Source organism: Actinomadura sp. NAK00032, assembly GCF_013364275.1.
Lineage (GTDB): Bacteria > Actinomycetota > Actinomycetes > Streptosporangiales > Streptosporangiaceae > Spirillospora.
In genome coordinates, this window is the sequence record NZ_CP054932.1 from 5,060,041 (window position 1) to 5,081,212 (window position 21,172).

Sequence of the window (21,172 nt, forward strand, 5' to 3'; positions counted from 1 at the left end):
GCCTACGCGCGGGGCGCGGGGGCCCAGCCGGGCATCGGGTAGGACGCGAGCAGCTCGCGGACCTGCCCGGCGACCCGCTCGGCGGCGCTCCCGTCCTGCTTGGCGACGCCCTGCACGACCTCGTCGATCCACGCCGCGACCTGCGGCATCTGCTCCGCGCCGAGCCCGCGCGTGGTGATCGCGGCCGTGCCGATCCGCAGCCCGGACGGGTCGAACGGCTTGCGCGGGTCGAACGGCACGGCGTTGTAGTTCAGCTCGATCCCGGCGCGGTCGAGGGCCTGCGCGGCGGGCTTGCCCGCGACGCCCTTGTTCGTCAGGTCGATGAGGATCAGGTGGTTGTCGGTGCCGCCGGAGATCAGGTCGTAGCCCCGGTCGGTCAGCGCCGCGGCCAGGACCTGCGCGTTCGCGACGATCTGCCGCGCGTACCGGGGGAACTCGGGCTGCGCCGCCTCCTTCAGCGCGACGGCGATCGCCGCGGTCGTGTGGTCGTGGGGGCCGCCCTGCAGCCCCGGGAACACCGCCTTGTCGACCGCCTTGGCGTGCTCGGCGGTCGACAGGATCATGGCGCCGCGCGGGCCGCGCAGCGTCTTGTGCGTGGTCGTGGTGACGACGTCCGCGTGCCCGATCGGGGACGGGTGGGCGCCGCCCGCGATCAGCCCGGCGATGTGCGCGACGTCGGCGGCGAGCACCGCGCCGGTCTCGCGGGCGATCTCCGCGAACGCCGGGAAGTCGATCGTCCGCGGGATCGCGGTGCCGCCGCACCAGATCAGCTTCGGCCGCTCCCGGCGCGCGAGGTCGCGGACCTGGTCCATGTCGACCCGCCCGGTGTCGGCGCGCACGTCGTAGCGGACGGGGCGGAACCACTTGCCGGTGGCCGACACCGACCAGCCGTGCGTGAGGTGCCCGCCCATCGGCAGCGACAGCCCCATCACCGGGTCGCCGGGCTCCAGGAACGCCAGGTAGACGGCGAGGTTCGCGGGCGACCCCGAGTACGGCTGGACGTTGGCGTGCTCGGCGCCGAACACCTCCTTCGCCCGCCGGATCGCCAGCAGCTCGACCGGGTCGACGTTCTGCTGGCCCTCGTAGTACCGCTTGCCGGCGTAGCCCTCGGAGTACTTGTTCGTCAGGACCGACCCGGTGGCCTCCAGCACCGCCGGCGACACGTAGTTCTCGGACGCGATCAGCCGGAGCTTCTCGTACTGGCGGCGGGCCTCGGCCTCCACCAGCCCGGCGATCTCCGGGTCCTCGGCCGACAGGTGGGATACGGACGGTACGTGCATCGTGAGCCTCCGCGCTGCTCGCGCCGGGACCTCGGGTGCCCGGCGGACGGGACCCGTACACCCAGGCGCGCGGTGTGCGGACTAGTTTCGCTCCCCGGTGGTCGTCTCCACCTTCACTGCGCCAGTCACGTGCCCGCCATCATAACGGGCCCGCCGCGGCCTGACCGGGACGGAGACGACGAGCAGCCCGCCGAGCAGGAGCAGCGACCCGGCGGCGACCGGCGCCGACAGCCGCTCCCCCAGCACGGCGACGGCGAGGACGGCGGCCACCAGCGGCTCCGCCAGGCTCAGCGTCCCGGCGGTCGCGGCGGCCACCCGGCCGAGGCCGGTGACGAAGAACATGTACGCGGCCGCCGTCGCGGCGATCCCGAGCCAGCCGACCAGCACCGCCGACCGGGGCGCGGCGAGGGCCGGCAGCTCCGCCAGCGTCCAGGGCAGCAGCACCGCTCCCCCCGCGAGCAGCGTCACCGACACGGCGGCGGCCATCCCCGCGTCCCGCCCGGTGAGGACCTTGGCCGCCACCGTGTAGACGCCGAAGCACGCCCCGGCGGCGAGGCTGAGCAGCACCCCGGCCGGATCGACGGGGACGGACGAACCGGGGACCATCAGCAGCGCGACGCCGCCGACCGCGCACCCCGTCCCCGCCCACCAGCGGCGGCTCAGCCGGGTGCGCAGGACGAACCGCTCGCAGAGCCCGGTGGAGACCGGGGCCAGCCCGAAGACCACGGCGGTCGCGACGGCGGCGCCGGTGCGGTCGACCGCGCTGAAGAACGCCGCCTGGAAGGTTCCGGTGGCGGCGGAGGCCGCCGCGAGCGGCGCCCACGTGCGCCGGGTCAGCCCCCGGAACGCGCGCCGGTCCAGCGCGAGCACCAGCAGCGCCAGGACCAGCCCGCCGGACATGATCCGCGCCCCGCCGACCGCGACCGGCCCCGCGTCCGGTGCGGCCAGCACCTGCGCGGGCCCGACCGTCCCCCAGAGCACCCCGGCGGCCAGCACCAGCAGAGCCCCCGATGCATCGTTTCGTCGGTCCATGAGAGCGAACCTAGAAGGACATGCGGGGGTGACGGCTGTTCGTCGGTCACTTGTTCGGGCTGGCCGCCCTCGACCGTTGATGCTTCGCTCCGATGCGAGATGGGCGCCGCTCAGCTGTAGGACGTTCGGCCCTCGCGTGAGCCCGCCGCCGGAAGTTCGGACTGCTCCACCGGCTGGACGTAGTCGTAGACGACCGTGGTGCGGACGTCCACGAACTCCTTGCGGCGCGCCAGCCGGTCCAGCACGAAGTCGCGCAGGTAGGCGGTGCTCGGCACCGCCACGTGGACCAGCAGGTCCTCGTTGCCGGTCACGACGAAGACCCCGACCGCCTCGGGCATCGCGGCCATGCCGTCGCGCGCCGACTCGATGGCCTCCCGCGACTGCGGCCGGATCCGGATCGAGATCAGCGCCTGCACCCCGCGGCCGAGGCGCTCGAAGTCCACGGCGGCGTGGAACCCGGTGAGGACGCCCCGCGCCCGCAGCGCCCGCGTGCGCTCCAGCGCCGTGGACGGCGCGATGCCCACCGCCTCGGCCAGCTCCCGGTTGGTCTGCCGCCCGTCCCGCTGCAACCGCCGCAGGATCGCCTGATCGACCGCGTCCACCGGTGCCCCTCCCCGAGATCTCCGCCGATGCCGAACGCCCGCGCGCGAACCACGCCCGGATGCCCCGCCATCCGAAGATTATTCGACCGCGAGCCGTGCTTCGAGACCGTCCGGCATGCCCGCACGTGGAGCGGCCGGACGCGGTGAACGCGGCGCCGCGCGCCCTGTGGACGTCGTAGGGCGGCGCGGGGACGCGAACGGCCCGGCTCCCTCGCGGGGCCGGGCCGGGATGCGCCGGTGCGCGTGCGGCTAGCGGGCCGCGGCCTCCATGGCCTGCTTCACGGCGGCGCGCTTCTCGCGGAGCTTGGCGAGCGCCTCCTCCAGGATGGCCTCGCCGTCCTCGTCGCTCCGGCGCTCCTTCACGTACGCCAGGTGCGTCTTGTAGGGCTCGGTCTTCGGCGGCGCCGGGGGGTTGTCCGCGTCCTGGCCGGCGGGGAACCCGCAGCGCGGGCAGTCCCACGTCTCGGGGACCGCGACGTCCGTCGCGAAGCTGGGCCGGGTCTCGTGCCGGTTGGCGCAGTAGAAGGTCACCCAGACACGGGGGGCGGCGTCGCCGCGCTCCGCCTCTCCCATCGGACCGGCCCCGACGCGGCTGCCCCGAATCGCGTTGCCACTACCCACGGAATACTCCTCGCTCGGTGTTCCGCCGCCGTCCGTGACCTCCTGGGACGGCGGCGGCGATCGCAAATGTCAGACGGGTGGCTCAGCCGACGCCCTTGTGCTTGAACAGCAGCCCCAGCACGACGATCGAGGCGAACCACAGCACCCCGACGCCGACCGTCAGCCGGTCGAGGTTGCGCTCGACCACGGACGACCCGCCCAGGGACGACGAGACTCCGCCGCCGAACATGTCCGACAGCCCGCCGCCCTTGCCCTTGTGCATCAGGACGAGGACCACCATCAGCAGGCTCGTGACGATGAGCACGATGGACGTTGCGATGATCACGATTCTTCAGCGCCTTTGTCTGTAGGTCGGGGACGGAGGGTCGGCCGGGCGGTTTACCCGTCAGCTACGAAGGGTACGACGAACTACCCGCTGGTTCGGCAAGAACCCCCAGTTCACGCAGAATTGATCAGTTTTGATCAGACGGGGAGATCCCGGTACCGGCAGATCTTGACGAATTCTCCCGGGTCCAGGCTGGCACCACCGACCAGGGCGCCGTCCACGTCCTCCTGCGCCATGAGCTTGGCGACGTTGCCGCTCTTGACCGAACCGCCGTACAGGATACGCACCTCGTCGGCCAGTCCGCCGTCGTACAGCTCGGCGAGCCGCGTCCTGATCGCGGCGCAGACCTCCTGCGCGTCCTGCGGGGTGGCGACCTCGCCGGTGCCGATCGCCCAGACCGGCTCGTAGGCGATCACGGTGCGCCGCACATGCTCGGCGGGGATCTTCTCCAGCCCGCCGACCAGCTGGGTGAGGCAGTGGTGGACGTGCCCGCCGGCCTTGCGGACCTCCAGGCCCTCCCCGATGCACAGGATCGGGGTGATGTCGGCGGCGAGCGCCGCCTTGGCCTTGGCGTTGACGACCGCGTCGTCCTCGGCGTGGAACTGGCGGCGCTCGGAGTGCCCCACGACGGCGTAGTCGCAGCCGAGCTTGGCGAGCATCGACGCGGCGATCTCGCCGGTGTAGGCGCCGGAGGCGTGCTGGGAGACGTCCTGCGCGCCGTACTGGATGGCGAGCCGGTCGGCGTCGACGAGCGTCTGCACCGACCGGATCGCCGTGAACGGCGGGATCACGGCGATGTCGACGGCGTCGTAGTCGGCGTCCTTGAGCGCGAACGCCATCTTCTGGACGAGCGCGATCGCCTCGAGGTGGTTGTTGTTCATCTTCCAGTTGCCCGCCATGAGCGGCTTGCGGCCGCTCTGCTTGCCGGAAGAAGGGGTCGCGGGGGCCATCGGTCAGTCCTCCAGGGCCTGCAGGCCGGGCAGCGTCTTGCCTTCGAGGTATTCGAGGCTGGCGCCGCCGCCGGTCGAGATGTGGGAGAAGGCGGCCTCGTCGAAGCCGAGCCGCCGGACGGCCGCGGCGGAGTCGCCGCCGCCGACCACGGTGAACGCGCCGGAGTCGATGAGGCCCTGCGCGACGGCGCGGGTGCCGTGCGAGTACGGCTCCATCTCGAACACGCCCATGGGGCCGTTCCAGAACACCGTCCGGGCGTCGGCGAGGCGCGCGGCGAACAGCTTGCCGGACTCGGGGCCGATGTCCAGGCCGAGCCGGTCAGCGGGGATCGCGTCGGCGGCGACCACGGCGTGGTCGGCGTCGGCCGCGAACGCGGTGGCCGCGACGATGTCGACGGGCAGCACGAACTCGACGCCCGCCTCCTCGGCCCGCCGCAGGTACGCGCGGACGGTGTCGAGCTGGTCGGCTTCCAGGAGGCTCTTACCGACCTCGTGGCCCTGGGCCTTGAGGAAGGTGAACACCATGCCGCCGCCGATCAGGATGCGGTCGGCCTTGCCGAGCAGGTTGTCGATCACGCCGAGCTTGTCGGACACCTTGGAGCCGCCGAGCGCGACCGCGTAGGGGCGGGCGAAGTCCTCGGTGAGCTTGCGGAGCACCTCGACCTCGGCGGCGATCAGCCCGCCCGCGGCGTGCGGGAGCCGCTTCGGCACGTCGTACACGGACGCGTGCTTGCGGTGCACGGCGCCGAACCCGTCGCCGACGTAGATCTCGGCGAGGGCCGCCAGCCGGTCGGCGAAGGCGCCGCGCTCGGCGTCGTCCTTGCTGGTCTCCCCCGGCTCGAAGCGCAGGTTCTCCAGCAGCGCGACGCCGCCGTCCGCGAGGCCCTCGGCGGCGGCGCGGGCGGAGTCGCCGACGACGTCGGACGCGAACGCCACGTCCGCGCCGAGCAGCTCGCCCAGCCGCGTCGCGACGGGGGCGAGCGAGAACTCGGGCTTGACCTCGCCCTTGGGGCGGCCGAGGTGGGCGCAGACGATGACCTTGGCGCCCCGGGCCGCCAGCTCCTCGATCGTCGGCAGGCTGGCCCGGATCCGCCCGTCATCGGTGATGGCGCCGTCCTCCAGCGGGACGTTGAGGTCCGCGCGGACGAGCACCCTCCTCCCGGCGACGTCGAGATCGTCAATGGTGCGCATCGGGATGCGATGTCCTTCCGTACACGGCCGCGCCGTGGCCGCGCGCCCCCTTCCGGGCGCGCCGCGGCCACGGCGGCGACGGCTTCGGTTACAGCTGCGAGCCGACGAGCTTGACGAGGTCGACGAGGCGGTTGGAGTAGCCCCACTCGTTGTCGTACCAGCCGACGACCTTGACCTGGTCGCCGATGACCTTGGTCAGCCCGGAGTCGAAGATGCAGGACGCCGGGTCGGTGACGATGTCGCTGGAGACGATCGGGTCCTCGGTGTAGACGAGGTAGCCCTTCAGCGGGCCCTCGGTGGCGGCCTTCCGGAACGCCTCGTTGACCTCCTCGACCGTGACGTCGCGGGACACGGTGACGGTGAGGTCGGTGGCGGAGCCGGTCGGCACCGGGACGCGCAGGGCGTAGCCGTCCAGCTTGCCCTTCAGCTCGGGCAGCACGAGGCCGATCGCCTTGGCGGCGCCGGTGGAGGTCGGCACGACGTTCAGCGCGGCGGCGCGGGCGCGGCGCAGGTCCTTGTGCGGCGCGTCCTGCAGGTTCTGGTCCTGCGTGTAGGCGTGCACCGTCGTCATCAGGCCCTTCTCGATGACGAAGTTGTCGTGCAGCACCTTCGCCAGCGGGGCCAGGCAGTTGGTGGTGCAGGACGCGTTGGAGATCACGGTGTGCCGCGCCGGGTCGTACTCGCCGTCGTTCACGCCCAGCACGACCGTGACGTCCTCGTTCTTGGCCGGCGCGGAGATGATCACCTTCTTCGCGCCGTTGTCGGCGTGCACCCTGGCCTTGGTGGCGTCGGTGAAGAAACCGGTCGACTCCACGACGACGTCGGCGCCGACATCGCTCCACTTCAGGTTGGCGGGGTCGCGCTCGGCGAACGCCTTGATCGCCTTGCCGCCCACGACGATCTCGTCGGCGGTGGCGCGCACGTCCTCGGGGAAACGGCCGAGAATGCTGTCGTACTTGAGCAACTGGGCGAGCGTGGCGTTGTCGGTCAGGTCGTTGACCGCCACGATCTCGATGTCGGCCCCGCTCGCCTTGACAGCGCGGTAGAAGTTGCGGCCGATCCGGCCGAACCCGTTGATGCCTACTCGGATGGTCACGGAACGGCTCTCCCTCACGTCGTATCGCCCGGCACGAACCCGGACTGTCAACTACGGTGATTCCGGGGTTCTCCCCTGCCTCGACCCTATCCAATGACTCATGAGTAGCCCGACACCGGTGGTGTGGGTTTTCACGGGTGAGACCGCCGTCCCCCGGCCGGGGGATCCTCCCGCTTCCACCCCAGCTCACGTGATTCATCGATCATCACTACACTCGCCCACCATGTGGCGCGCGTGCTCTGCTCTGGTGATAGGCGTCCTGCTCGCGTGCCTGCCGGCGCCCGCGGCCGCGGCGGCGCTGGAGCGTGCCAAGCCGGTGAGCCGCGTCGACCACCTCGCGGCCGAGCTGCGCCGCGACCCGGTGTACGTCACCGACCACGCCCCGCGGGCGCTGCCGCCGGACGCCGCCCAGCGGATCAGGAAGGCGGTCGCCCGCCTCGGCGTGCCCGTCTTCGTCGCCGTGACCCCGACCTACCTCGTCGACCGCTACTCCACCGACGACCTGGTCCCGCTCCTGCACGACAGCCTCGGCAAGCCGGGCGTCTACATCGTGGCCGACCCGGCGCACACGTCCCTCTCCGCCGTCCAGTACGGCGGAGCGACGCTCCCGGTGAGGGACGCGATGCGGGCCGCGACGTCCGAGCTGGCCGGCGACGCGGGCGCGGTGGCGGTGATCGAGCGGTTCGTGGAGGTCGCCCTGTCCGGCCGCGCCAAGGAGCGGAGCGACAACGCGGGCCCGCGCCCGAAGTCCAAGGTCCGCATCGCCCTCGACGCCCGCGACCGGTCCGAGCGCGAGGCGGCCCGCGCGGAGCAGGTCGCCTTCGCCACCGGCGCGGTCCTCAGCGCCGTCCCTCTCCTCCTGCTGCTGCTGTGGGTGCGCTGGTGGCGACACCGACGGCGGCCCGCCGAGGCGGCAAAGACGGCGCAGCCCCGAACGACGGCGCGCAAACAGAAGAGCAAGGGCGGAAGGCAGGGGAAGCGCCGGTGAACCCCATCATCCGGATCCTGGCCCTCACGGCCGTACTGCTGGCCGCCTCCCCGCTTGTCACCGCGCCCGCCGCCGCGAGCGAGCCCGTCCCCGCGTACGCGCGGCACCGGCTGGACCGGGTGGCCGCGGCCCTCGGCAAGGACCCCCTCTTCATCGACCCCGACATGGCCTCGGCGCTCGACGAGACCGGGCGCGCCCGCGTCCGCGCGGCCATGAAGTCGGCGGCGGGCACGCTCGGCGCGCCCGTCTACGTGGTGGTGATCCCGAACAAGTCCGACTCGGAGAGCCAGGGCAGGGACGACGTCTTCCTGCACGGGATCCACGACCGGCTCCGCCGCGACGGCCTCTACGTCCTGGTCAACTCGTCCGCCTGGTTCGAGGAGGAGGCGTTCGGCGTGCCGCGCCGGATGTACGCCATCGACGACGACCGCGCGCAGCGCCCCGCCGACTCCGAGCGCCGCTTCGCCGACCTGGCCGACCGCCTCGCCCTCCGGCTGCGGATCATCCAGGACGCCCCGTCCCGGACCCCGCAGACCCCCCGCCTCTACACCACGCCCGACCCGTTCGGGCAGGAGCACACGCTGCGGACGGTCGAGCCCGAGACCGGGCCCCCCTTCCTCGCCGGCCTGCTGCTCGTCGGCCCGCTCAGCGCGCTCGTGCTCTACGGCGCCGGCGCGGGCGCCGCCGCCTACCGCCGCCACCGCCGCCACCGCACACCCCGTGCCCCCGCGGGCGTCGAGACCCATGCCAACGCCCCCGCCGAGCCGTCCGTGAAATGGCTGCGCCGGACAGGCGCCAAGGAGCTGGACCGCCTGCGGGGCCTGCTCCCGGACGCCGCGGAGGACAACCCCGGCCGCGAGTACGCGGCGTCCGCCTACGACGTCGCGCAGATCCTCTACGACGACGCCGGCGAGGACCCCGAACGCGTCCTGGACCTCGCCGGAGTGATCGTGCTGGCCCGCCAGGGCCGGGCGGCACTGGCGGACAAGACCGCGGCGCCACCGCCGCCGTGCTTCATCAACCCGCTGCACGGCCCGTCCGCCCAGCGCCGCAAGGTGCACGCGGGCGACGGCCGCACCAGGCGGCGCCCCGTCTGCTCGGCGTGCGCCGCCAGAAGCTCGTCGGCCCTGGCCGAACGGAGGCTGAGGGTCCCCGGCCCCCACGGCCGGCGCCCGCACTACGCCGTCCCCGGGGTCTGGAAGGACACCGGCTTCGGGGCGGACGGCAACATGATCCCCCGCATCCAGGAGTATCTCGGTGTCGAGTGAACCGTCCCCGGGCGAGCGGCTCGCCGCGGCGCTGCGGCGCTCCCCCGTCTACGTCGACCCGTCGCTCGCGTCCGCGCTGCCGAAGGCCGACCGCGACCGGCTCATCGCCAAGTTCCGCAAGCTGCCCGTGCCGGTGTTCGTCGTCCTCGTCCCGCTGATCAAGGGCGGCACGTGGAGCGACGACGACCAGCTCGCGACGGTCGTGCACGCGAAACTCGGCCGGGACGGCGTCTACATCACCTTCAGCGACAGCGGCGACGACCTGCGCGCCAAGGAGTTCGGCGGCGACCACCAGGCCCGCTACGCCGCGTGGGCGGTGTCGTTCGACCGCGCCTACGACGACGCGTCCGTCGCGACCCGCCTCGACCGGATCGCCGACCTCATGCTGTCGGGCAACGCGAAGAAGGAGTACGACCGCCAGTCGGCGGCGATCGAGAAGCGCGCCAAGCAGCGCCGCTCCGAGCAGGGCCTCCCCACCGGCGATGGCGAGGACTCCTCCGCGCTCCCCTTCGCCCTCGGCGCCGCGGGCATCGCGGCGGCCGGGGCGGCGGGCCTGCTGCTGTGGCGCCGCCGCCGCATGGCGTCCGTCCGCCGCGACGGCAGCGCGCTGCTGCTGCCCCGCACGGTGTTCTCCACGGCGAAGCGCGCCAGCGAGGACCAGCTCCGCGAGCAGGCGTCCCATGAGGTCATCGCGTTCGGCGAGCTCCTGGACACCACCGACGTGCCGGTGTCCGGGGAGCGGACCGGCGAGCTGATGACCCGGGCCCTGGACGCCTACCAGGCGGCCGGCAAGGTCCTGGACCGCTCGCGCGGCGTCCCCGACCTGGCCGGCGTGCTCGTCCTGGTCGACCAGGGCCGCGACGCGCTCGCGTCCGCCCGCGCCGTCGCCGCCGGGAAGCCGGAGATCCCGCCGAGCCCGCTCTGCTTCTTCAACCCGCTGCACGGCGACGCGGGCCCCCGCATCGACTGGCGCCCCATCGGCTCCCGCCGCCGCCTCCGCGTCCACGCCTGCCGCGACTGCGCCCGCGCCGCCCGCGCGAAGCAGACCCCCGACATCCTCATGGACCGCCGCGACGGCCGCGAAGTCCCCTACTTCGAAGCCGACCCCACCAAGAGCGTCTGGGCCGAAACCGGCTACGGCCACCTAAGAGAGGACCTGGTCCCCCGAATCCTCAGAGGCGACCACACCCAGACCTGACCAGCACCCCCGGGGCCCGAACCCCAGCCCCCAGGGCCCGAAGCTCAGCGCCGGCCCACGGGTCGTGCGGCCGGAGGGCGCCCAACGCCCGGAGGCCGCCCGACCCGCCGGCCGAGAGGCCGTTTCACGAGACGCGCCAGCGGCTCGGGAAACGGCCTCTCGGCCGCTGACGGGGGTTCCAGGGGGTCGCCCCCCTGGATAAACACAGCCCCCCTGGGCTAGCCGAGCATGTCCGCGGTGAGGTTCGCCTCCGTGCCGGGGATGCCCTGGTCGGTGGCGCGTTTGTCGGCCATGGCGAGGAGGCGGCGGATGCGGCCGGCGATGGCGTCCTTGGTGAGGGGCGGGTCGGCGAGCTGGCCGAGTTCCTCCAGGGACGCCTGCTTGTGCTCCAGGCGGAGGCGGCCGGCCTTGACGAGGTGGTCGGGGGCGTCGTCGCCGAGGATCTCCAGGGCGCGGGCGACGCGGGCGCCGGCGGCGACGGCGGCGCGGGCGGAGCGGCGCAGGTTCGCGTCGTCGAAGTTGGCGAGCCGGTTGGCGGTGGCGCGGACCTCGCGGCGCATGCGGCGCTCCTCCCAGGCGAGGACGCTGTCGTGCGCGCCGAGCCGGGTGAGCAGGGCGCTGATGGCGTCGCCGTCGCGGACGACGACGCGGTCGACGCCGCGGACCTCGCGGGCCTTGGCGTGGATCTTGAGCCGGCGGGCGGCGCCGACGAGGGCGAGCGCGGCCTCGGGGCCGGGGCAGGTCACCTCCAGCGACATGGAGCGGCCGGGCTCGGTGAGGGAGCCGTGGGCGAGGAACGCGCCGCGCCAGGCCGACTCGGCGTCGCAGGCCGCCCCCGCGACCACGTGCCGGGGCAGCCCGCGGACGGGCCGGCCGTTGTTGTCGATGAGCCCGGTCTGCCGGGCGAGCGACTCGCCGTCGCGGAACACGCGGACGACGTAGCGGTTGCCCTTGCGCAGCCCGCTCGGCGCGAGCACGACGACCTCGGAGGTGTGCCCGAACACCTCCGCGATGTCCTTGATCAGGCGCCGTGCCGCGACGCCGGTGTCGATCTCGGCCTCGATCACGATCCGCCCGCTGACCAGGTGCAGGCCGCCCGCGAACCGCAGCAGCGTCGAGACCTCGGCCTTGCGGCAGCACGGCTTCATGACCGTGAGCCTGCTCAGCTCGTCCTTGACCACACCGGTCATCGCCATCTGATGAACCCTCCCCCTATCGGACTCCCAGCAGTGTGGCCGATGCCGACCACGCGGGATGTCACTCGCTGAAAATCTGTACCAAGGCTTGGGCCAGCCGGGCGGGTTCATGACGCGGCGAGCCGTCGTCGGCGGCGACGTCGGCGAGGACCAGCCGCCCCCCGAGCGCCTGGACGGCCTTGTCGAGCGCGGCCGGGTCGTCCACCACGCCCCGGTCGGCGAGGACGACGTCGACCCGCAGGTCCGGGGCGTGCGCCTGCAGGACCTCCAGGTGGGTCTGCGGCGAGAAGTCGTCGGTCTCGCCGGGCTGCGGCGCGAGGTTCAGCGCGACGACGCGGCGGGCGCGGGCGGTGGTGAGCGCGCGGGCCAGCGCGGGCACCTTGAGGTGCGGCAGGACGCTGGTGAACCAGGAGCCGGGGCCGAACACGATCCAGTCGGCGTCCTCGACGGCGGCGAGCGCCTCGGGGCAGGCGGGCGGGTCGGCGGGCACGAGCGAGATCCCGAGCACGCTGCCGGGCGTCTTCGCGCACGCCACCTGCCCTTTGACCCGGGTGACCTCGCCGGGGCGGGCCGGGTCGGCGCCGCGGACCTCGGCGACGATGTCCATCGGGACGGCCGCCATCGGCAGCACGCGGCCGTGCGCGCCGAGCAGCCGGCCGACCCAGTCGAGGCCGGCGACGGTGGAGCCCGCGGTCCCGGCGCCGCCGAGCAGCTCCCACAGCGCGACGATCAGCAGGTTGCCGACGGCGTGGTCCTTCAGGTCGCCCTCGCTGCCGAACCGGTGCTGGACGACGTCCCGCCAGGTCTGGCCCCATTCGTCGTCGCCGCAGAGGGCGGCGAGCGCCATCCGCAGGTCGCCGGGCGGCAGCACGCCCAGTTCGCGGCGGAGCCGGCCGCTGGAGCCGCCGTCGTCGGCGACGGTGACGACGGCGGTCAGCCGGTCGGTGACGCGGCGCAGCGCCGACAGGGAGGCGTACAGGCCATGGCCGCCGCCGAGCGCGACGACCTTCGGGCCCTCCGTCGAGCCAGAAGGCTTCACCGTGCCGTTTCTCTCCTCGTCCGGGACCCGCGGCTGCTCATTCGCGGCCGAGGTCACGGTGGGCGACCTGCACCTCGATGCCCTCGTCCCGCAGCCGGGCGGCGATCTGTTCCGCCATGGCCACACTACGGTGTTTTCCACCGGTGCATCCCACGGCGAGCGTCACGTAGTGCTTGCCCTCGCGCTCGTAGCCGTCGGCGAGCAGCCGCAGGACCTCGGAGTAGGCGTCCAGGAACTCCTTGGCGCCGCGCTGCCCGAGCACGTAGTCGCGGACGGCGGTGTCGCGGCCGGTCTTCGGGCGCAGCTCCGGCACCCAGTGCGGGTTCGGCAGGAACCGGCAGTCGACGACGAGGTCGGCGTCGACCGGCAGGCCGTACTTGTAGCCGAACGACACCACGGTGGCGCGCAGGCTGGACTCGCCGGTGTCGTTGCCGAAGAACCCGATGATCTTGTTGCGCAGCTCGTGCACGTTGAGCCCGCTGGTGTCGATCACCAGGTCGGCCTCGGCGCGCACCTCGCGGACCAGTTCCCGCTCGCGGGCGATGCCGTCGACCAGCCGGCCGTCGCCCTGCAGCGGGTGCGGGCGGCGGACGCTCTCGAACCGGCGCACCAGGTCGGCGTCGCTCGCCTCCAGGAACACCACCCGCGGGTGGACGCCCCGCGCCTCCAGCTCCGCGATCGAGGAGTGCAGGTCGGCGGTGAAGGCGCGGCTGCGCACGTCCACCACGACGGCGATGCGGGGCACCGCGTCCTTCACCCGGCCGCCGAGGTCGGCCATCGTGGCGAGCAGCCCCGGCGGCAGGTTGTCGACCACGTACCAGTCGAGGTCCTCCAGGGACTTGGCCGCGGTGCTGCGGCCCGCCCCCGACATGCCGGTCACGATCACGATGTCCGGGATCTTCGTCTCGCTGGTCATCCCCGTCTCCCCCTGTGCTCCCCGTCGCCCGTGCCGCCCGCCGCCTCGCGCGCCGGGACGGTACCGCCGTGCAGCGCCGCGACGATGCCCTCGGCGCTGCGCATGCCGATCCCCGGGACCTCGGCGACCTGCTCGGGCGTCGCGTCCTTCAGCCGCTTCACCGAGCCGAAGTGCTTCAGCAGCGCCGCGCGCCGCGCCGGGCCCAGACCCGGAACGTTATCGAGTTCGCTGACCGTCATGGACTTGGACCGCCGCTGCCGGTGGAAGGTGATGGCGAAACGGTGCGCCTCGTCGCGTACCCGCTGGACCAGGAACATGCCCTCGCTGTTGCGCGGCAGGATCACCGGATCGGCCTCGCCGGGCAGCCACAGCTCCTCCAGGCGCTTGGCGATGCCGCACACGGCGATGTCGTCCACGCCCAGCTCGTCGAGGGCGCGCTGCGCGGCGGCGACCTGCGGCGGGCCGCCGTCGACGATCACCAGGTTGGGCGGGTAGGCGAACTTGCGCGGCCGACCGGTCTCGGGGTCGATCGGCTGGTGCGCGCCCTCCTCCTCCGGATCACCGAGGTGGTCGAGCTCGCCCATCTTCTCGCTCTCGGCGAGGTAGCGGCGGAACCGGCGGGTAATCACCTCGTGGATGGAGCGGACGTCGTCCTGCCCCTCGACGGCCTTGATCGTGAACCGGCGGTACTCGCCCTTGCGGGCCAGGCCGTCCTCGAACACGACCATGGAGGCGACCACGTTCGTGCCCTGCAGGTTCGACACGTCGTAGCACTCGATGCGCAGCGGCGCCTCGTCCAGCTCCAGCGCCTCCTGGATCTCCTGGAGGGCGCGGCTGCGGGTGGTGAGGTCGGACGCGCGGCGCGTCTTGTGCTGCTTCAGCGCCTCGTGGGCATTGCGGGCGACCGTCTCCAGCAGGGCCTTCTTGTCGCCGCGCTGCGGGACGCGCAGCCGCACCGGCCCGTCGCGCTCCTCCGACAGCAGCTCGGCCATGGCGTCCGCGTCGGGCGGCAGCGCCGGGACGAGCACCTCCCGGGGCACCGACTCGCTCTCGCCGTAGATCTGGATGAGGAAGTTCTCGACCAGGTCGGCGGTGGTGACCTCCTCGACCTTGTCGACCACCCAGCCGCGCTGCCCCCGGATGCGGCCGCCGCGCACGTAGAACACCTGGACGGCCGCCTCCAGCTCGTCCTCGGCGAATGCGATCATGTCGCAGTCGGTGCTGTCGGGCAGCACGACGGCCTGCTTCTCCAGCGCCCGCTCCAGCGCGCGGATGTCGTCGCGGAGCCGGGCGGCGCGCTCGTACTCCTGGGACGCGGCGGCCTCGCGCATGTCGCGTTCGAGGCGCCGGATGAACCGGGAGGTGTTGCCCGCCATGAAGTCGCAGAAGTCCTCGGCGAGGAGGCGGTGCTCGTCCGGCGAGACGCGGCCGACGCACGGCGCGGAGCACTTGCCGATGTAGCCGAGCAGGCAGGGCCGGTCGAGCTGGTGCTGCCGCTTGAACACGCCGGCGCTGCACGTCCGGACGGGGAACACGCGCAGCAGCTGGTCGACCGTCTCCCGGATCGCCCACGCGTGCGAGTACGGCCCGAAGTAGCGCACGCCCTTGCGTTTCGCGCCGCGCATCACCATCACCCTCGGGAACTCCTCGTTCAGGGTGACGGCGAGATACGGATAGGACTTGTCGTCCCGGTAGCGGACGTTGAACCGGGGGTCGAACTCCTTGATCCAGGAGTACTCCAGTTGGAGGGCCTCGACCTCGGTACCGACGACCGTCCAGTCGACCCAGGCGGCCGTGCGCACCATCGTCTGCGTGCGCGGGTGCAGCGCCGAGAAGTCGGCGAAGTAGGAGTTCAGCCGCGAGCGCAGGCTCTTCGCCTTGCCCACGTAGATGACCCGGCCGTGCTCGTCGCGGAATCGGTACACCCCCGGGGACTCCGGGATGGAGCCGGGTGCGGGTCGGTAGGTCGCCGGATCTGCCACGCTCAGAAGCCTAGTGGGCGGCACCGACACGCCGTGCTCCCGTGCGCGTCCGGTCCGATCGGGGACGGCGCGGGGGTGACATAGATCTCCCTTCCGGGTCGGATGACCGCAAAGCCAGTGGAAAGAGAAGGTCGAACGGAGGTCGCCGATCAGCCGGAGGAGGTCGCCCCGCACATGTCCGCACTCTGGGCGTGGGCCGTCCTGGCGGGCGTCGTCGCCACGTCCGTGATCGTCGTGGAGGCCGGGCGCCGGCTGCTCGCCGGGCGGCTGTCGCACCGCTGGCCGGGCGCGGGCCGGGTCGCCCGCCGCGTCGCGGCGCCCGCGTTCGCGTTCGCGGCGGTCGTCAGCGCCAACGCCGCGATGCCCTACCACCTGCTGCACGGGCAGCCCGACGGCGCCGTCCGGCACGCGCTGCGGATCGCGGCCATCGGCGCCACCACCTGGCTGGTCCTGCGGATCGGGTACGCGCTGAGCGACCCGCCGCTGGAGCGGCTGATGCGGATCGAGGGCGAGCGCAACCGGCGGGCCCGCCGCGCCCGCACCCAGATGCTGCTGCTGCGCCGGATCGCGGCCGTGCTGATCGTGATCCTCGCGGTGGGCGCGGCGCTGTTCACCTTCCCGGGCGTGCGCGCGGTCGGCGCCGGGGTGCTCGCCTCGGCGGGCGTCGCCGGGCTGGTGGTCGGCATCGCGGCGCGGCCCACCCTCGGCAACCTGCTCGCCGGGCTGCAGCTGGCGTTCAGCGACGCGCTGCGACTGGACGACATCGTCGTCACCCAGGGCACCTGGGGGCGGGTCGAGGAGCTGACCCTGTCGTACGTGGTGCTCCGGCTCTGGGACGACCGGCGGATGATCTTCCCGGTGTCGCACTTCACCGAGCAGCCGTTCGAGAACTGGACCCGGCACTCCAGCCGCCTGCTCGGCTCGGTCGAGCTGCACGTGGACTGGACGGTGCCGGTCGAGGAGCTGCGGGCCGAACTGTACTCGGCGCTCCGGGACAACCCGCTGTGGGACAGGCGCGAGTGGGTGCTGCAGGTCGTGGAGACCCAGCCGAACGGGCTGATCACGCTGCGCGCGCTGATGAGCGCCGCCGACTCGGCGAGCACCTGGGACCTGCGCTGCGACATCCGCGAGCATCTCATCGCCTACATCCGCGACCACCACCCCGAGGCGGTCCCCCGGTTCCGGGTCGGGTCCGTCCCCGTCGCCGACGGGGCCGCGCCGTCCGCCGACGGGGCCGCCCCGGACGCCGCCCCGCGGACCGAGGGCGGCGCCTCGGCCGGGGTGAACGCGCCCGAGGACCCCGACGGCGGGCGGGCCGACACGCCCGGGGACGGCCCGCCCGGGGACGGCCCGCCGCCGAAGCGGCTCAGGCGAGCATGATCTTGTCGCCCTGCACGGTGACCTTCCGGGCCTCCAGCGGCTCGTCGGCGGGCGGGTTCACCACCGAGCCGTCGCTGATCTTGAACTTGCTGCCGTGGCAGGGGCAGTTGATCGTCCCGCCGGACACCGACCCGACGCTGCACCCGCGATGGGTGCAGGCGGCGGAGAACGCCGTGAACTGACCCTGCTGCGGCTGGCAGACGACGACCTTGGCGTCCTCGAACACCTTGCCGCCGCCGACCGGGATCTCGCCGGCGGACGCGAGCGCCGTACCGCCCGCCCCGCCCGCGCCGCCGCTCGCCCCCGGCTCCGCTCCGGTGTCCGCGCCGCCGGACCCGCCGTCGTCACCGGACCCGCCGCACGCGGCGGCCAGCCCGGCCACGCCCGCGAGCCCCGCGCCGATGAGCAGCGTCCTGCGGCTGCGCGGTTCCCCCGGCGCCCGCTCCGTCCCGTCCGCCTGCGTCTCGGACGCCTCTGCCATGCTCGACCCTCCGGTGGGTTCTCTCGATCGGTCCATCACCGGAAGCACGGACGGGCGCGCCGGATGGTTCAAACCAGAACGAAAATCAGGTGACGACGATGCCGCCGTTCTTCACCTGGACGGGGTACTCCCGCAGCGGCTCGTCCGCCGGCCCCTTCGCCACCGAGCCGTCGGTGATCTTGAACTCGCTGCCGTGGCACGGGCAGTTGATCAGCCCCTGCTTCACGCTGCCCACCGTGCAGCCCTGGTGGGTGCAGACCGCCGTGAACGCCTTGAAGGTGCCCTGCGCGGGCTGCGTCACGACGATCTTCTCGTCCCCGTAGATCTTCCCGCCGCCGACCGGGACGTCCGCGGCCTTCGCAATCTCCTTGCCCTTGAGCTCCTGCGCGGACTTCTCCTCGCCGCCCGAAGCGCACCCGGCGAGCGCGGCCGCGCCGATCACCCCGGCGCCGCACAGCACCGTACGCCGCCCGATGTCCCCGTCCCCGGCAGCCCGGGGCGTCGCGTTCTCTCCCATGGGTCCCATCTTGGTGGACGGGCCCGGGGACCTCGAACCGGCCCCGGCCTAGCCGAGGATCTTCTTGAGGAACTGCCCGGTGTGGCTGGCCTCGACCGCGGCGATGTCCTCGGGGGTGCCCGCGGCGACGACCGTGCCGCCCCGGGAGCCGCCCTCGGGGCCCATGTCGACGATCCAGTCGGCGGTCTTGATGACGTCCAGGTTGTGCTCGATCACGATCACCGTGTTGCCCTTGTCGACCAGGCCGTTCAGCACGCCGAGAAGCTTGCGGATGTCCTCGAAGTGCAGGCCGGTGGTCGGCTCGTCCAGCACGTAGATCGTGCGGCCCGTGGAGCGCTTCTGCAGCTCGGACGCCAGCTTGACGCGCTGCGCCTCGCCGCCCGACAGGGTCGGCGCGGGCTGGCCCAGCCGGACGTAGCCGAGGCCGACGTCGTTGAGCGTCTTCAGGTGCCGGTGGATCGCCTTGATCGGCTCGAAGAACTCGGTGGCCTGCTCGATCGGCATGTCGAGCACCTCGGAGATCGTCTTGCCCTTGTAGTGGACCTCCAGGGTCTCCCGGTTGTAGCGGGCGCCGTGGCAGACCTCGCACGGGACGTAGACGTCCGGCAGGAAGTTCATCTCGATCTTGATGGTGCCGTCGCCGGAGCAGTTCTCGCAGCGGCCGCCCTTGACGTTGAAGGAGAACCGGCCCGGCTGGTAGCCGCGCACCTTCGCCTCGGTGGTCTGCGCGAACAGCTTGCGGATGTGGTCGAACACGCCGGTGTAGGTCGCCGGGTTGGAGCGCGGCGTGCGCCCGATCGGCGACTGGTCGACGTGCACGACCTTGTCGAGCTGGTCGACGCCGTTGACCCGCTGGTGCTTGCCGGGGACGGTCTTGGCCCCGTTCAGCTTCTTGGCGAGGGAGTTGTAGAGGATGTCGTTGACCAGCGTCGACTTGCCCGACCCCGACACGCCGGTCACGGCGGTGAGGACGCCGAGCGGGAACGCCACGTCCACGTCGCGCAGGTTGTTCTGCTGCGCGCCCTTGACGGTGACCTCGCGGCCCTTCGTGCGCGGCCGGCGGATCTGCGGGACGGCGATCTCGCGCCGCCCGTCGAGGTAGGCGCCGGTCAGCGAGCGGTCGGACTTCTTCAGGTCCTCGACGGTGCCGGACACGACGATCTCGCCGCCGTGCTCGCCCGCGCGGGGGCCGATGTCGACGATCCAGTCGGCGGCGGCGATGGTGTCCTCGTCGTGCTCCACGACGATCAGCGTGTTGCCCATGTCGCGGAGCCGGATCAGCGTCTCCAGCAGCCGGTGGTTGTCGCGCTGGTGCAGGCCGATGGACGGCTCGTCCAGGACGTAGAGGACGCCGACCAGCCCGGACCCGATCTGCGTCGCGAGCCGGATGCGCTGCGCCTCCCCGCCGGCGAGCGTCGCCGACGCCCGGTCGAGGGTGAGGTAGTCGAGGCCGACGTCCAGCAGGAACCCGAGCCGGGCGTTGATCTCCTTGAGCACCCGCTCGGCGATCTTCTTCTCGCGCTCGTTCAGCTCCATCGCCAGCAGGAACTTGGCGGCCTCGCCGATCGGCAGCGCGGCGACCTCGGCGATCGACATCCCGCCCATGGTGACGGCCAGCACGACCGGCTTGAGCCGGGCGCCCTCGCACGTCGGGCACGGGATCTCGCGCATGTAGCCCTCGAACCGCTCCCGGCTGGAGTCGCTCTCGGACTCGGCGTGCCGCCGCTGGATGTAGGGGATCACGCCCTCGTAGGCGGTGTAGTACGACCTCGTCCGGCCGTAGCGGTTCTTGTACCGCACGTGGACCTGGGTCTCGTGCCCGTTCAGGACGGCCTTGCGCGCCTTGGCGGGGAGCTTGTGCCACGGGGTGTTCAGGTCGAACCCCATGGCGTCGCCCAGGGCCGACAGCAGGCGCAGGAAGTAGTCGCTCACGTGCCCGTTCGACCAGGGCTGGATGGCGCCCTCGCCGAGGGTCAGCTCCTCGTCCGGCACGACCAGCTCGGGGTCGACCTCCATGCGCGTCCCGAGGCCGGTGCAGTCGGGGCAGGCGCCGTAGGGCGAGTTGAACGAGAACGAGCGGGGCTCCAGCTCCTCGAACGACAGGTCGTCGTAGGGGCAGTAGAGGTGCTCGGAGTACATCCGCGTGCGCTGCTCGTCGTCCTCGGGGAGGTCGACGAAGTCGAGGACGATCGTGCCGCCCGCGAGCCCGAGCGCGGTCTCCACCGAGTCGGCGAGCCGCTGGCGCGCGGAGTCCTTCACCGAGAGCCGGTCGACCACGACGGAGATGTCGTGCTTCTCCTGCTTCTTGAGCTTGGGGGGCTCGTCGAGGCGGATCATCTGCCCGTCCACGAGCGCCCGCGAGTAGCCCTTGGACTGCAACTCGCGGAACAGCTCCAGGTACTCGCCCTTGCGCCCGCGGATCACCGGCGCCAGCACCTGGAAGCGCGTGCCGGGCTCCAGCTCCAGTACCCGGTCGACGATCTGCTGCGGCGCCTGCCGGCTGATCGGCCGGCCGCACTCGGGGCAGTGCGGGTGCCCGATCCGCGCGTAGAGCAGCCGCAGGTAGTCGTACACCTCGGTGATCGTCCCGACCGTCGACCGCGGGTTCTTGCTGGTCGACTTCTGGTCGATCGACACCGCCGGGGACAGCCCCTCGATGAAGTCGACGTCGGGCTTGTCCATCTGGCCGAGGAACTGCCGGGCGTACGCCGACAGCGACTCCACGTACCGGCGCTGCCCCTCGGCGAAGATGGTGTCGAACGCCAGGCTGGACTTCCCGGACCCCGACAGACCGGTGAACACGATCATGGAGTCCCGCGGGAGGTCGAGCGAGACGTCCTTCAGGTTGTGCTCGCGTGCTCCACGCACGATGAGTCGGTCATGCACGGTGTGAATCCGGTTCCTCTTCTGGGGCGCGGCGATCTGGAGAGAGACGGGCCGTCTCAAGGCTAGCCACGGGGTAGGACAGAATCCCCCGACTCTTCAACGACGGCGCCCGCCGCCGCATTTCATGAAGCTACCCGCCCGTCCCCACCGGTCCGGACGGCACACCCGACCGTACACGTGTTCGAACACCCCCCGCCACCACAACACCCGAACCCCGCCGGCCC

19 protein-coding genes are annotated in these 21,172 nt (G+C 72.6%); 4 read left to right on the plus strand and 15 right to left on the minus strand.

What is annotated here, in order from left to right:
- Positions 1–2: 2 nt before the first annotated feature.
- From glyA to gap, 8 genes are all read right to left on the minus strand, one after another.
- Entirely contained in the window at positions 3–1,280 is a 1,278-nt protein-coding gene (glyA, locus tag HUT06_RS23590) for a serine hydroxymethyltransferase (RefSeq protein ID WP_176197723.1), read from the minus strand.
- An 81-nt stretch (positions 1,281–1,361) separates the two neighbouring features.
- A complete protein-coding gene (locus tag HUT06_RS23595; RefSeq protein ID WP_176197724.1) occupies positions 1,362–2,312 on the minus strand; it encodes a DMT family transporter in 951 nt (316 codons plus the stop codon).
- Between the two features lie 110 nt (positions 2,313–2,422).
- The gene (locus HUT06_RS23600) at positions 2,423–2,914 is read right to left on the minus strand and encodes an Lrp/AsnC family transcriptional regulator (RefSeq protein ID WP_176197725.1); all 492 of its coding nucleotides are present in this window, start codon (positions 2,912–2,914) and stop codon (positions 2,423–2,425) included.
- A 249-nt stretch (positions 2,915–3,163) separates the two neighbouring features.
- On the minus strand, positions 3,164–3,535 hold the full coding sequence (locus HUT06_RS23605; protein ID WP_089325829.1) for an RNA polymerase-binding protein RbpA: 372 nt from the start codon (positions 3,533–3,535) through the stop codon (positions 3,164–3,166).
- An 82-nt stretch (positions 3,536–3,617) separates the two neighbouring features.
- On the minus strand, positions 3,618–3,860 hold the full coding sequence (gene secG, locus HUT06_RS23610; RefSeq protein WP_089325828.1) for a preprotein translocase subunit SecG: 243 nt from the start codon (positions 3,858–3,860) through the stop codon (positions 3,618–3,620).
- A 137-nt stretch (positions 3,861–3,997) separates the two neighbouring features.
- A complete protein-coding gene (gene tpiA, locus HUT06_RS23615) occupies positions 3,998–4,810 on the minus strand; it encodes a triose-phosphate isomerase (protein ID WP_176197726.1) in 813 nt (270 codons plus the stop codon).
- A 3-nt stretch (positions 4,811–4,813) separates the two neighbouring features.
- Entirely contained in the window at positions 4,814–6,001 is a 1,188-nt protein-coding gene (gene pgk, locus HUT06_RS23620; protein WP_176197727.1) for a phosphoglycerate kinase, read from the minus strand.
- Between the two features lie 88 nt (positions 6,002–6,089).
- Entirely contained in the window at positions 6,090–7,097 is a 1,008-nt protein-coding gene (gene gap, locus HUT06_RS23625; RefSeq protein ID WP_176197728.1) for a type I glyceraldehyde-3-phosphate dehydrogenase, read from the minus strand.
- Positions 7,098–7,320: 223 nt separating this feature from the next.
- Between gap and HUT06_RS23630 the strand changes: the two genes are divergently transcribed.
- Genes HUT06_RS23630 through HUT06_RS23640 form a run of 3 tightly spaced genes read left to right on the plus strand, consistent with a single transcriptional unit; the run spans position 7,321 to position 10,551 of the window.
- A complete protein-coding gene (locus tag HUT06_RS23630) occupies positions 7,321–8,085 on the plus strand; it encodes a hypothetical protein (protein ID WP_176197729.1) in 765 nt (254 codons plus the stop codon).
- Positions 8,082–9,353 carry a hypothetical protein gene (locus tag HUT06_RS23635; RefSeq protein WP_176197730.1) on the plus strand — a complete coding sequence of 424 codons (1,272 nt, stop codon included), beginning with the start codon at positions 8,082–8,084 and terminating at the stop codon, positions 9,351–9,353. The genes HUT06_RS23630 and HUT06_RS23635 overlap by 4 nt, the downstream gene beginning before the upstream one ends.
- Positions 9,343–10,551 (plus strand): hypothetical protein, encoded by a 1,209-nt coding sequence (locus HUT06_RS23640; RefSeq protein WP_176197731.1) that lies wholly within the window; start codon positions 9,343–9,345, stop codon positions 10,549–10,551. Before HUT06_RS23635 ends, HUT06_RS23640 begins: the two co-directional genes overlap by 11 nt.
- A gap of 218 nt (positions 10,552–10,769) precedes the next feature.
- Here the strand turns inward: HUT06_RS23640 and whiA are convergent, their stop codons facing one another.
- The 4 genes from whiA to uvrC form a co-directional block, all read right to left on the minus strand.
- Positions 10,770–11,747 carry a DNA-binding protein WhiA gene (gene whiA, locus HUT06_RS23645; protein ID WP_138639614.1) on the minus strand — a complete coding sequence of 326 codons (978 nt, stop codon included), beginning with the start codon at positions 11,745–11,747 and terminating at the stop codon, positions 10,770–10,772.
- A 61-nt stretch (positions 11,748–11,808) separates the two neighbouring features.
- Positions 11,809–12,786 (minus strand): uridine diphosphate-N-acetylglucosamine-binding protein YvcK, encoded by a 978-nt coding sequence (yvcK, locus tag HUT06_RS23650; RefSeq protein ID WP_176197732.1) that lies wholly within the window; start codon positions 12,784–12,786, stop codon positions 11,809–11,811.
- Between the two features lie 37 nt (positions 12,787–12,823).
- Positions 12,824–13,702, minus strand: a complete 879-nt coding sequence (gene rapZ / locus HUT06_RS23655; protein ID WP_176197733.1) for an RNase adapter RapZ — start codon at positions 13,700–13,702, stop codon at positions 12,824–12,826.
- Positions 13,699–15,684, minus strand: coding sequence for an excinuclease ABC subunit UvrC (uvrC, locus tag HUT06_RS23660; RefSeq protein ID WP_176197734.1), 1,986 nt, complete (start codon positions 15,682–15,684; stop codon positions 13,699–13,701). Before uvrC ends, rapZ begins: the two co-directional genes overlap by 4 nt.
- 174 nt (positions 15,685–15,858) lie before the next feature.
- Between uvrC and HUT06_RS23665 the strand changes: the two genes are divergently transcribed.
- Positions 15,859–17,064 carry a mechanosensitive ion channel family protein gene (locus tag HUT06_RS23665; RefSeq protein ID WP_254715348.1) on the plus strand — a complete coding sequence of 402 codons (1,206 nt, stop codon included), beginning with the start codon at positions 15,859–15,861 and terminating at the stop codon, positions 17,062–17,064.
- Here HUT06_RS23665 and HUT06_RS23670 read toward each other — a convergent pair.
- The 3 genes from HUT06_RS23670 to uvrA all read right to left on the minus strand — a co-directional run bounded on the left by HUT06_RS23670 (position 17,051) and on the right by uvrA (position 20,948).
- The gene (locus HUT06_RS23670; protein ID WP_217711413.1) at positions 17,051–17,545 is read right to left on the minus strand and encodes a Rieske (2Fe-2S) protein; all 495 of its coding nucleotides are present in this window, start codon (positions 17,543–17,545) and stop codon (positions 17,051–17,053) included. The two genes, HUT06_RS23665 and HUT06_RS23670, sit on opposite strands and share 14 nt — an antisense overlap.
- 85 nt (positions 17,546–17,630) lie before the next feature.
- Positions 17,631–18,062 carry a Rieske (2Fe-2S) protein gene (locus HUT06_RS23675; protein WP_254715349.1) on the minus strand — a complete coding sequence of 144 codons (432 nt, stop codon included), beginning with the start codon at positions 18,060–18,062 and terminating at the stop codon, positions 17,631–17,633.
- A 48-nt stretch (positions 18,063–18,110) separates the two neighbouring features.
- A complete protein-coding gene (gene uvrA, locus HUT06_RS23680; protein ID WP_176197737.1) occupies positions 18,111–20,948 on the minus strand; it encodes an excinuclease ABC subunit UvrA in 2,838 nt (945 codons plus the stop codon).
- Between the last annotated feature and the right edge of the window lie 224 nt (positions 20,949–21,172).